This is a genomic window from Halovivax sp. (assembly GCA_007119345.1).
In the GTDB taxonomy this organism is placed as follows: domain Archaea; phylum Halobacteriota; class Halobacteria; order Halobacteriales; family Natrialbaceae; genus Halovivax.
Map to the genome: position 1 here is coordinate 1 of SKPV01000184.1, position 12,324 is coordinate 12,324.

Annotated in this window: 8 protein-coding genes; 2 read left to right on the top strand and 6 right to left on the bottom strand. The window is 70.4% G+C overall.

From position 1 onward, the window contains the following. Positions 1-84: 84 nt before the first annotated feature. From QZT59_RS12490 to QZT59_RS12510, 5 genes are all read right to left on the bottom strand, one after another. Complete coding sequence (locus QZT59_RS12490; protein WP_290816604.1) at positions 85-1,599, bottom strand: carboxypeptidase M32; 1,515 nt, start codon at positions 1,597-1,599, stop codon at positions 85-87. 271 nt (positions 1,600-1,870) lie between these two features. Beyond that, positions 1,871-2,614, bottom strand: coding sequence for an SDR family oxidoreductase (locus QZT59_RS12495; protein ID WP_290816607.1), 744 nt, complete (start codon positions 2,612-2,614; stop codon positions 1,871-1,873). Between the two features lie 44 nt (positions 2,615-2,658). Then, a complete protein-coding gene (locus QZT59_RS12500) occupies positions 2,659-3,123 on the bottom strand; it encodes a hypothetical protein (protein WP_290816610.1) in 465 nt (154 codons plus the stop codon). A 271-nt stretch (positions 3,124-3,394) separates the two neighbouring features. Then, the gene (locus QZT59_RS12505) at positions 3,395-4,918 is read right to left on the bottom strand and encodes a carboxypeptidase M32 (protein ID WP_290816613.1); all 1,524 of its coding nucleotides are present in this window, start codon (positions 4,916-4,918) and stop codon (positions 3,395-3,397) included. Positions 4,919-5,073: 155 nt separating this feature from the next. After that, a complete protein-coding gene (locus tag QZT59_RS12510; protein WP_290816616.1) occupies positions 5,074-6,180 on the bottom strand; it encodes a M20 family metallopeptidase in 1,107 nt (368 codons plus the stop codon). A gap of 156 nt (positions 6,181-6,336) precedes the next feature. Here QZT59_RS12510 and QZT59_RS12515 point away from each other — a divergent pair, with 156 nt between their 5' ends. Continuing rightward, complete coding sequence (locus tag QZT59_RS12515) at positions 6,337-9,555, top strand: tetratricopeptide repeat protein (protein WP_290816619.1); 3,219 nt, start codon at positions 6,337-6,339, stop codon at positions 9,553-9,555. 92 nt (positions 9,556-9,647) lie between these two features. After that, the gene (locus tag QZT59_RS12520) at positions 9,648-11,546 is read left to right on the top strand and encodes a PINc/VapC family ATPase (RefSeq protein WP_290816625.1); all 1,899 of its coding nucleotides are present in this window, start codon (positions 9,648-9,650) and stop codon (positions 11,544-11,546) included. A gap of 191 nt (positions 11,547-11,737) precedes the next feature. Here the strand turns inward: QZT59_RS12520 and QZT59_RS12525 are convergent, their stop codons facing one another. After that, entirely contained in the window at positions 11,738-12,163 is a 426-nt protein-coding gene (locus QZT59_RS12525; RefSeq protein ID WP_290816622.1) for a hypothetical protein, read from the bottom strand. Between the last annotated feature and the right edge of the window lie 161 nt (positions 12,164-12,324).

Consider the following 12,324-nt stretch of genomic DNA (forward strand, 5'->3'; position numbering starts at 1 on the left):
CCGTCCGCATCGTCCGGCGGGCGACCGTCCGCACCGTCCGGCGGGCGACCGTCGTCGGTCGCCGCGCCCGACGCGTCGGGCGGTTCACAGCTCGTACAGGTCGGCGAACTTCTCGTCGACGTAGTCGAGGAAGTACTCGGCCGTGAGCGGTTCGCCGGTGGCGACCTCGATCAGCTCCTCGGTGGGGTAGCGCTGGCCGTGGCGGTGGACGTGTTCTGCCTGCCACTCGCGCAGCGGCGCGAACTCGCCGTCGCGGATGCAGCCGTCGACGTCCAGATCCTCGCGCATCGCGGCGTCGAGCTGGGCGGCCAGCACGCTGCCGACGGTGTAGCCGTGGAAGTTGGCGAAGCCGGCCGACCAGTGGGTGTCCTGCAGGCAGCCCGCCGCGTCGGTCTCGGGGCGCACGCCGAGGTACTCGTCCATCTTGTCGTTCCAGACCTCGGGGATCTCCGCGACGTCGAGCTCTCCCTCGACGAACGCGCGGTCGATCTCACAGCGGAGGATGATGTGGAGGTGGTAGGTGAGCTCGTCGGCTTCGACCCGGATGAGATTGTCCGGGTAGACCCGGTTGGCGGCCTGGTAGGCCTCCTCGACGGTCACGTCCTCGGTCTGCGGGAAGTGTTCCTCGACGGTCGGGAGGAACAGCTCCCAGAACTCGCGGCTGCGGTAGACGTGATTCTCCCAGAAGCGCGACTGGGACTCGTGGACGCCCGACGAGCGGGGCGATCCCAGGGGGTTGCCGTACTCCTCCTTGCGCAGGCCCAGCTGGTAGGTGGCGTGGCCGAACTCGTGGACGGTCGCGCCGAGCGCGCCGAGCGGGTCGGATTCGTCGAAACGCGTGGTGATCCGGGCGTCGAACTGGTTGCCGGACATGAACGGGTGTGGTGCGGTGTCCAGGCGCCCGTGCTCGCGGTCGTAGCCGAGCAGGTCGAGCGCCGCCTCGCACAGCGCCATCTGGGTCTCCTCGTCGTAGGTGTGCCCCTCGAAGGGTCGCGCCAGCTCGCGGCCGCGCTCGTCGATCTCGGCGATCAGCGGGACGAGGTGTTCGCGGAGCTCCTCGAAGACGCGCTCGACCGTCTCCAGGGGCAGGTACGGCTGGCCGTTCTCGTACATCGTGCGGTACGGGCTCTCGGTCGGGTCGATCGCCGCGGCGCGCTCGCGCTGGAGATCGATCAGCTCCGAGAGCGCGGGCGCGAAGCGCTCGAAGTCGTCCGCGGCCTTCGCCTCCTGCCAGACCTGCTGGGTCTCGGATTGGTGGCGGGTGAGTCGCTCGATCAGCTCCGCGGGCACCTCAGCCGATCGCTCGTACTCCCGTCGAAGCTCGCGGACGACCGCCGCCTGGGCGCCCGTCAGGTCCGCGCCGTCCAGCTCGTCGAGCCACGCGCCCACCTCCTCGTCGACCAGCAGCTCGTGGCGCAGGGAGGAGAGCGTCGAGAGCTGCTTCGCCCGGGCCGGCGTGCCGCCCTCGGGCATCATCACGCGCTGGTCCCACCCGAGCACCATCGAGGCCATCTGCAGGTTCGTCAGCTTCTCCGATCGCTCGAGGAGGGTTCGGTAGGCGTCCGGCACGTCCGTCGCCGATTCGTCACCGTGTGACATATTTCGACTCGAAACACTCGTGTCGACGCGATTAAAACTGCTGGTCGGGGGTACGCCCGCCGGTTTTCTCCCCCGGACGGCCCGGTGACGGTCGAAACGACCGGGTGACGGTCGAAACGGCCCGGTGTGGATCGATCCGCGATAACGGACCGTCCCGCGTCCGACGCCCTCTCTCGGACCGTCCCGCGTCCGACGCCCTCTCTCGGACCGTCCCGCGTCCGACGCCCTCTCTGTCCGTCCCGCGTTCGGCTCGGCGGTCGCGAGACGACTCCTAGAACCCCGCGAACTTGTCCCGGCGGAAGAGGTCGAGTTCGGCGACGGCCGAGCGCTCGCGCGTGGCGGCGAACGCGATCGCCTCGGCCACCTCCTCGGGCTCGGTCGCCTCCGCCGGCTCGAAGCGCTCGGCGAAGGTGTCGCCGTCCGTCGTCTCGAACTCCGTGCGCACCTCCGAGGGGTTGACGATCGTGACGCCGACGCCGTCCTCGCCCACCTGGGCCGCCACGCTCTTTGCGAACCCGCGGACCCACCACTTCGTCGCCGCGTAGACCGGGTTGAACGGCCGCGGGTACTGGCCCGCGAAGCTTCCGACGAAGATGAGGTGACCCTCGCGCTCGCGCACGTGCGGGATCGCCGCCCGCGTCGCGTAGAAGACCCCGTCGACGTTCGTCTCCTGCATCGTGCGGTAATCGTCGGTCGAGAGCTCCTCGACGTCGCTCCCTCGCCCGAGCCCGGCGTTGTTCACGAGCACGTCGAGCCCGCCGAACGTCTCGACCGTCTCGTCGACGAGCGCCGCGACCTGGGCTTCCTCCACGACGTCCGTCGGGACCGCGAGCGCCTCGACGTCGTGGTCGGCCTCGAGCTCGTCGGCGAGCTCCTCGAGGCGCCCCTCGCGTCTGGCCGCGAGGGCCACGTTCGCGCCCCTGGCGGCGAGGGCGCGACAGGTTTCGGCCCCGATCCCGGAACTCGCGCCGGTGACGATCGCCGTTCGTCCATCGAGTCGGTCGTTCACTGCCATGTCCCTCCGTCGATCCCGAGCTCGTTCGTTCTTTCGGCTTCCGGTCAGAACCGGGGCCCGACGAAGGCCGCCGGAACCCCGACGAGCAGGGCCACGAGGAGACTCGAGACGGCGGTTTCACCGACATCGGTTCCGACGACGGCCGCCGCGACGGCCGCGACGACGGCGTAGCCGACGGCGAGATAGACAGCACCCTCCACGGCCGTTCGCGTGCGATCGGTACTCGATCCCAGGAGGGAGCCGACCGACGAGCGGAGTCGACCGACCAGTCCGGACTCGATCCCGCTCCCCATCCGATAGCCGACCGCGCCGAGGACGACGACCGGGACGGCCACCATCGTCACCGGGTCGGTTCCCGCTCCGACGAGGACCGTGTGCGCCTCGAGGAACGTCCGGGCCGCACCGTCGGGCGCGTCGACGACGCCGGCGACGAGCACGGCCAGGGTGAGCAGGTAGCCACCGATCCACGCGACGACACCACGAATCGATCCGCGCACGAGACCGGCCATACACTCCCGATGGACGCGACTGTCAGAAATGCCTGCCGGTCGTCCCCGGAATCGACAGCAGCGTTTCGACGCCGGACTGTCGGCGACGTTTCGTACCGGAGTGAGCGAGACGCCCGAACCGTCGCGGCCGTCCCGCGAACGATCGCCGAGCCGTCGCAGTCCTCATCCCCGTCTGGTCACCGGTCTTCGTTCTGTCGTCAGTCCTCGTCGCGATCGTCGGTCGCCGTCCGACGGTCAGTCCTCGTCGCGATCGTCGGTCGCCGCGTTGTCGTCAGTGACCGTCCAGCTCGTAGAGTCGGCCGTACTTGCGCTTCGCGTACTCGACGAAGTAGTCGGCCGTGTAGGGCTCGCCCGAGGCTTCCTCGATCAGGTCGGGCGTCGTGTACAGACAGCCGTGCCGGTGGACGTTCTCGCGGAGCCACTCGTTGAGCTCGTCGAACTCGCCCTCGCGAATGTCCTCGCTCAGGTCGCCGAGTTCGTCCTCCGCGGCGGCGTACAGCTGCGCGGCGAGCACGGAGCCCAGCGAGTAGGTCGGGAAGTAGCCGAACGAGCCGTGGCTCCAGTGGATGTCCTGCAGGCAGCCCTCGGCGTCGGTTTCCGGGCGGACGCCCAGGTACTCCTCGTACTTGTCGTTCCAGACCTGCGGGACGTCCGCGACGTCGAGGTCGCCCGAGATCAGCTCGCGCTCGATCTCGAAGCGGATCACGATGTGGAGGTGGTAGGTGAGCTCGTCGGCCTCGACCCGGATGAGGTTGTCGTCGTAGACCTCGTTGGCGGCCTCGAACGCCTCGCGGGCGCTGACGTCCTCGAGGGCGGGGAAGCGCTCGGCCGCCGCGGGGAGGAAGAACTCCCAGAAGGGCTCGGAGCGCCCGACGTGGTTCTCCCAAAGCCGGGACTGGGATTCGTGGACGGTGAGGTCCCGGGAGTCCCCCAGCGGCGTGCCGTAGTGCTCGTCGGGCAGCCCGAGCGTGTAGTTGGCGTGGCCGAACTCGTGGATCGTCGACGTGATCGAGCCGAGCAGGTCGGACTCGTCGAAGCGGGTGGTCACCCGGGCGTCGAACTGCGTCCCCGTCGAGAACGGGTGCGGGGCCGTGTCGATCCGGCCGCGGTCCCAGTCGTAGCCCAGCGCGTCGAGGACGTCCCGCGAGAGGTCTTCCTGCGCGTCGGCGCCGAACTCCCCGCTGAAGGCGCGGGCCGGTTCGACGTCGCCGTCGGCGATCGCGTCGATCAGGGGGACGAGTTCGTCCCGCAGGCGGGTGAGCACCCGCTCGGCGGTCTCGAGGTCGAGGTAGGGTTCGTAGTCGGCGAACAGCACCTCGTAGGGATCCGCGTCGGGATCGACGTGCTCGGCGTACTCGCGCTTGCGCTCGACGAGCGTCTCGAGGGTCGGCGCGAACGCCTCGAAGTCGTCGTCGGCCCTGGCCTCCTTCCAGACCGGGTGGGCGTTCGCGGTCGTCTCGGAGATCTCCTCGACCAGCTCGGTGGGCACGCTCGTCGCGCGGTCGTAGTGGCGACGGATCTCGCGGACGACCGCCCGCTCCGCCTCGTCGAGGTCCGCCTCCTCGGCGGCCGCGAGGAGTTCGCCGGTCTCCTCGGCGGTCAGCTCCTCGTGGGCGATCGACGAGAGCGTCGACAGCTGCTTCGCCCGGGCCGGCGTGCCGCCCTCGGGCATGACGACCTCCTGGTCCCACCGCAGGACCCCGCCGGCCGCCTTCACGTTCGCGATGCGTTTCGCGCGCGATTCGAGCCGCTCGTAGGCGTCCGATCCGGACGCGGTCTGGTGCTCCGTGGCCATCGAACCGAAATACCTCGTCGACGCCTATCAACGTCGCGGTCTCGGGCGCGTCCGCCGGGACGATCCGGACGCGCGACGGGGCGACCGGCGTAAACGTCGACCGTAGCGGTCCGCACCGCCGGGAGCGATGCGGTCGTGGAGGGCGCGCCGACGGCTCAGGCGGGCCAGCGTTCGGCGAGCTCTCGATAGATCGCCCGACACCGGTCCAGCACCTCGAGCGAGACGCTCTCGTCGGCGGTGTGGGCCTCCCCGGGCTCGGACGGCCCGACGACGACGCAGTCGGTTCCCGCTCGATCGGCGAGCCAGCCGGCGTCCGTCGCGTGGGGCTTGATCGTCAGCGTCGGCGTCCCCTCCTGGACGTCGTCGGCCGCCTCGCGGACGGTCTCGGCGAACTCGGCGTCGCCACAGCGCATCGGCGGGAGGTCCTGATCGACGGTCCACTCGACGCCGTCGCGGTCGGCGACGCGGTCGAGCGGCGCGCGCTCCCCGGGGACGGTCCGCTCGTCGATCGTCAGGTCACAGCGCTCGGGGATCACGTTCATCCCCGCGCCGCCGTCGATCTCCGTGACGGCGATCGAGCCGGCGAGCGTCTCCCCGGCCGCCCCGATCTCGACGCTGGGGAACGCGAGGTCGCGCACGTCGGCGACGACGTCCGCCGCCAGGTAGATCGCGTTCTCGCCCGCCTCGGGTTCGCTCGCGTGGGCGGCCGCGCCGCGGGCGGCGATCGTGCTCCCGCGTCGGCCCTTGTGGGCGACGACGACGTCGGTGACGTCCGGCCTCGAGTAGTTCGTCGATCCCTCGCCCACGACCGCGTAGTCGGGCGCGAAGCCCTCGTCGATGGCGTGGCGGGCCCCGACGCCGCCGATCTCCTCGCCGACGAAACTCGCGAAGACGAGCCCGCCGGGGTCGTTCGCGCCGGCGCGCGCCGGTTCGGCGTCTCGAAACGCCAGCATCATCGCGGCGACGGCGCCTTTCATGTCCGCCGTTCCGCGGCCGTAGAGGCGACCGTCGCGCTCCTCGACGGCGTAGGCGTCGCCGTCGACCTGGGACGGGTCCGGCGGAACGACGTCGTGGTGGCCGACGAGCGCGAGTTGCGGGCCCGAACTGGCCCCCCGCCGGGCGAACACGTTGCCGACGTCGTCCCGGCGGACGGTCGCGTCCGTCTCGGCGCGCAGCCAGGATTCGATCCGGTCGCCGACCGCGGTCTCGTCGTCGTGGCTCGGGGTCGCGACGAGCTCTCGGGTGAGCGCTGGGAGGGTCACGAGTCGGGACTCGCGCGCCGGGGAGTTAGTCGCTCGGGTGGCTCCCGTCGCGACCGTCGGCGACGCCGGCGCCGGCTGCGGGACCCGAACGAACGTCGAGCGCGTCGGACGGAACCGGCCGCACGGTTTTATGTGCTCGACGTGCTATCACGGTCGATGAACGATTACGGCGTCGAGGAGCTGGTCATCCTCGCGCTGGACGACGAGGCGCTCACCGACGAGACGGCGCCGTCGGGCGCGGCCAGCTCCGCCGAGATCAGCGACGCGCTCGGACTCGCGGGGACGATGGCCGATCGGCTCACGCTGCTCTCGGCGATGTCCTCGCTCGCGGGGAACGACCTCGTCGACGAGACGGCCGGCCGGGTCGCGGAGCGCCGCGGCGAGCGCAGCGTCTACCGGCTGACGGATGCGGGTCGCCGTCGGGCCCGGGAACTGTCGGCGGCCCTCGGCGGCGAGCGCGTGCGGGTCCACGACGGGGACGAGACCGTCGACTGCGCGCTGGCCGACGTCCCGGAGCGGTTCGACCTCTCCGTCGCGGAGGCCGTCATTCGTCGGTCGCCGGAGGGCGACCTCGTCCTCGAGCCGTCGACCGACGACGGCATCGTCGGCCGCGAAGAGGAACTCGCTCGCCTCGAGGACGCGCTCGAGGCGACGCTCGCGGGCTCGCCCCGCACCGCGGTCGTCACCGGCGACGCCGGCGTCGGCAAGACCACCCTCGTCGAGGCGTTCGCCGACCGCGTCCGCGAGCGCGGGTTCGACGTCCTCGTCGGCCGGAGTCGCCGCGAGGGCGGTGAACCCTACGGACCGCTGCGAGACGCGATCGAGGGCGAACTCGTGGCGTCGACCGCCGATCTGCCCTTCGCGACCGATCGGGCCGAGGCCGAAGACGCCGAGATGTACCGGGCCCAGCTCGCCGCCCTCTACTACCAGGTCAGGACGACCCTGGCCGATCACGCGCGGGAGCGCCCGACCGTGCTGGTCGTCGAGGATCTCCAGTGGGCCGACGCGGCGACGGTGGAACTCCTCGCACACGTCGGGGCCGAGGTCGCGGACGCGCCGCTGTTGCTCGTGGCGACCTACCGGCCGTCGGGGGTCGACGACGAACACCCCCTCGGCACGCGACTGGCCGAGCGCTCGGCCGCGGACCGGCTCGTCGAACTCGAGGTCGCCCCGTTCGACCGCGAGGTGACGACCGCGCTGGTCGAGTCCGAACTGGGTCGGCGCGGCGTTCCTCGCGACTTCGTCGACGCGATTCACGAGGGGACCGGCGGGAACGCCCTCTTCATCGTCGAGACGGTCGCCCAGCTCCTCGAGCAGGGCGCGCTCGATCCGCGCGTCGACCGCTACCCGGACGCGGTCGACGACCTCGAGATGCCCGACGTCGTGGGGACGATGATCGAACGCCGGTTCGCCAGGCTGGACGCGGACACCCGTCGCGTGCTCGACGTCGGCGCCGTTCTCGGTGATCCGATGCCGGTCGACGCCCTGGTCGCGATCGCCCCGCTCGCCGAGCCGCGAGTCCGCGAACGGATCGACTTGCTGGTCGGCGGCGGCGTCTGGGTCGCCGAAAGCGACGACCGGGTCCGCTTCAGGAGCGAGGTGCTGCGAACGACGGCGCTCGAGACGATGACCGACGAGCGACGACGCGACCTCCATCGGTCCGCGGGCGCCCACCTGGCCGACGACGAGGTCGCGGGACCGGCCACGGTCGCGTCCCACTACGAACGGGCGGGCGAGCCCGAGCGCGCGCTCGATCACTACCGCCGGGCGGCGGCGGAGGCGACCGACGTCTACGCGCACGACGTCGCGGTCGACCACTACGAGCGGGCGCTCGCGCTGGCGCGGGACCTCGGTCGTGACGAGACCGTCCTCGACGTTCTCCACGCTCTCGGCGACAGCTATTCCACGCGCGGCGAGCACGAGAAAGCTACCAAGTACTTCCGGTACGTCAGGGAGCGCACCGACGAACCGGAGCGGGTCCGTCGCAGCTACCGGTACCAGGCCAAAACGGCCTTCGAGGCGAGCAAGTACGACGAGACCGAGGCGTACGCCCGCCGGGGCCTCGAGGTGGGTGGAGACGAGGTCACGGAGGAAGTCTGCTGGCTCACGGACTACCTCGGCGGCGCCTACTTCGGTCGCGGGGAGTACGAGGGGGCGATCGAGCACCACGAGCGACTCCGGGAGCGCGCCGCCGAGATCGGTTTCACCCTCTCTCTCGGCCGCGCCCACCAGAACCTCGGCGACTGTTACGCGAATCTCGGCGATATCGACCGGGCGCGAGCGCTCGTCGAACGCGGTGTGAAACTGTTGCAGTCCGGGGAGTACGAACACGAACTAACGAGCGCCCTCAACGACCTGGCGGTCGTATACAATCGAGCCGGTGACCACGAGGCCGCCGTCGACACGCTCGAGCGCTGCGAAGAACTCGCCGATCGAACGGGGAACGTGAGCAAGATCGGGCTCGTCAAGGCGAACCTCGCCTTTTTCGCCCTGCATCGAGGAGACTGGGAGGATTCCCGGAAACTCAGCCGTGAGGCCCGAGAGATCGCCGAACGAATCGACGATCGGGTGCGGATGTCGATGGCGGCGTGGATCGAGCACACCGCGGACCTCGAAGTGGGCCGCATCGACGACGCGATCGACGGCTTCGAAACGACGTTGGAACTCCTCCACGAAACGAAGGCGAACCGCCGCACCGCCTTCTACGAGTGGGAGCTCGGACGGGCGTATTACCTCTCCGGGGAATTGCATCGAGCGGAAGATCAGCTAGCGCGAGCACGCGAAATCGCGGTCGAACACGATTTCGAGGTCGTGCTCGGCGCTTGCAAATCGGTTCGTGGCTCCATCGAGCGAGAACGCGACGATCTGGGCCGAGCGATCGATCTACAGCGCGAGGCGCTGACGCTGGTCGAGGGCGTCCAAGACGACGACATCCGTCAAATCAGACGAATGCGCCTCGCGAGGACGCTGCTCCGCGCGGGCGAATCCTCGGAGGCCCTCGAACACGCTCGGCGCGCGTTCGAAGAGAAACGGTCCGGATACGAGTTGACGGGCGTCAAGATCGACGCGACCTACGGCGCGGCCCAGCTGGCCGCCGGCGACCGCGAGGCGGCCCGCGAGACGCTCGAAGACGCGCTCGAGCGGGCCCGGGGGCTCTCGAACGAGGCGGCCGTCGCCGCCCTCCGCGAGCTGGGCCGGCTGGCGGCGCTCGAGGGCGATTCCGAACGGGCGCGAGAACGCCTCGAGGCGGGCCGGCAGCTCGCCGAGCGGGTGGGGATGGACGTGTACGTTCCTCACTTCGACGAGCTGCTCGACGGGTGGGACGACGGACGCTCGGTCCGGTCCGCCGACGCGGCGTCGAGCGACGGGACGTGAGCGCGGGCGCCGACGGCATCGCCCGCGAACCCGAGCGTTCCGTGCAGACGGCTTCCGCACGCTTTTACGCGTCCGAAGCCAACTCGGGGTACATGTACGTCGTGCCGGACACGAGCGTGGTCATCGACGGCCGGGTCTCGACGTCGGTCGAGGACGGCGAGTTCGCGGGGGCGACGATCGCGGTTCCCGAGGCGGTCGTGGCCGAACTCGAGGCGCAGGCCAACGACGGCTACGAGAGCGGCTGGGACGGCCTCGGCGAGCTCGAGCGGCTGACGACGCTCGCCGACGCGGGCGAGGTCGAACTCGAGTACGTCGGCGAACGGCCGAGCGCGATCGAGCGCGGCCACGCCTCGGAGGGCGAGATCGACGCGCTCATCCGCGACATCGCCGAGGAGCTCGAGGCCACCTTCGTCACGAGCGACGTCGTCCAGGCCGAGGTGGCGAAGGCGAAGGGCCTCGACGTGGACTACCTCTCGCCGAAGGTCCCCGAGGTGGGCACGCTCGCGATCGAGGAGTACTTCGACGACGAGACGATGAGCGTCCACCTCAAGACGGGCGCCGTGCCGATGGCCAAGCGAGGCGCGCTGGGGGAGATGCGCTACCGGGCGATCGCCGACGAGCCCCTCGCCGAGGAGACGGCGGACGAGTACGCCCGCGAGGTGGTCGACGCCGCCAAGGAGGCGAGCGAGGGCTTCATCGAACTGTCGGAGCCGGGAATGACGATCGTCCAGTTCCGCGACTACCGCATCGCCGTCGCCCGGCCGCCGTTCGCCGACGGGATCGAGATCACCGCCGTCCGGCCGATCGCCCGGACGGACATCGAGGACTACGAGCACGCCGCCGAACTCAAAGAGCGCCTGCTCGAACGCCAGCGGGGCGTGCTCATCTCCGGGGCGCCCGGCGCCGGGAAGTCCACGCTCGCCCAGGCGGTCGCGCGCTACCTCGAGGGCCACGACTACGCCGTCAAGACGATGGAAAAGCCCCGCGACCTCCAGGTCGGCCCCGAGATCACCCAGTACACGGCGCTCGGCGGCGAGATGGCCAAGACCGCCGACGCGCTCCTGATGGTCCGGCCCGACTACACGATCTACGACGAGGTCAGGAAGACCGACGACTTCGAGGTCTTCGCGGACATGCGCCTCGCCGGCGTCGGCATGATCGGCGTCGTTCACGCCACGCGCGCGATCGACGCCCTGCAGCGCCTCGTCGGTCGCGTCGAGCTCGGCATGATCCCGCAGGTCGTCGACACCGTCGTCTACGTCGAGGCCGGCGAGATCGCGACGGTCTACGACGTCAGGACCGAGGTCAAGGTCCCGGCGGGGCTCACGGAAGAGGACCTCGCTCGGCCGGTGATCCTCATCACGGACTTCCAGACCGGCGAACCCGAGTACGAGATCTACACGTTCAACCGGCAGGTCGTCACCGTCCCGCTCACGGACGAGGAGGGCGGCCCCGGTCAGCGCGAGTCGGGCGTCGACCGGATCGCCAAGCAAGAGATCGAACGGGAGATCCGCTCGATCGCCCGCGGCTACGTCGACGTTCAGCTGAAGAGCCAGGACCGGGCCGTCGTCTACGTCGACGACGACGACATCTCGAGCGTCATCGGCAAGGGCGGCGGACGCATCTCCGACGTCGAGAACCGCCTCGGGATCGACATCGACGTCCGCACCCACGAGGAGAATCCCCACTACGGGACGGGCGGCGGCTCCCACGGCGGTGGCGGCGGCTCCCAGAGCGGAGGGGGCGGCTCCCACGGCGGTGGCGGCGGCGACGGCCAGCTCGTCCAGCCCGAGGTTACCTCCCGTCACATCGTCATTCCGGTCGACGGCCACGACGGCCGGACCGTCGAGGTCCGGGCCGGCGGCGAGTACCTCTTCACGGCGACGGTGAGCCGCGGGGGCGAGATCCAGGTCTCCCGGGGCAGCGCCATCGCGGACGAACTCGAGGACGCGATCGACCACACGGAGCCGATCACGGTCGCGGGCGCGTGAGGGGCGCCGATCCGTCCGGGCGGATCGACCCGATCGTCGGTCGTTCGCGCGGCGAGAAACCGGGACGCGTCGCGCTCGCGGCGCCGGAGCGCGGTCGATAGTATCGAGCGCCGCTCGCGGCGACGGAGCACCGGCCGCGCCTTCGAGCGCTGCTCACCGCGAGCGATCGACGGGGACGGAACCCGTCCCGCTCACCGCCTCTGGTCGGGGTCCGCGAAGTAGAGATCCGGGTTCCGGAAGTAAAAGAGCACCCAGCCGGCGAGGAAGCCGACGGTCATCGCGAGCAGGTCCTGGACGAGCGTCGGGAGTCCGGTGTCGACGATGCCCGCGAGAGCCACGGTGGCGCCCGCGATCGTGCCGAGGGCCAGGAACGTCACGTCGCCGGCGATGCGGAGTCTCGAATGCTCCCAGTAGTGCTGGCGGTCCTCGTCGTACCAGACGCCGACGTAGACGATGACCGGCGCCATTCCCGCGATCACGGTGACGACGCCGTAGCGCTCGGGCAGGCCCGCCTCGAAGAGCACCAGGACGTTGATCGCGTTCGCCAGGATCGCCATCGCGAACAGCCCGATCAACAGCCACACCCACCGCGGGAACCGGTCCTTGTCGACGTTCATGCGAGGTGGACTTCGCGCCGGCGAGATAACTGTTCCCTCTCGATCCGACTTTCGGGTGCAGACCGACCGTCCGACGCATCCGATCGAACCCAGCGCGCCGCCACGGTTCGACGCATCCGATCGACGCCAGGACGCGGCCACGGTCCGACGCATCCGATCGA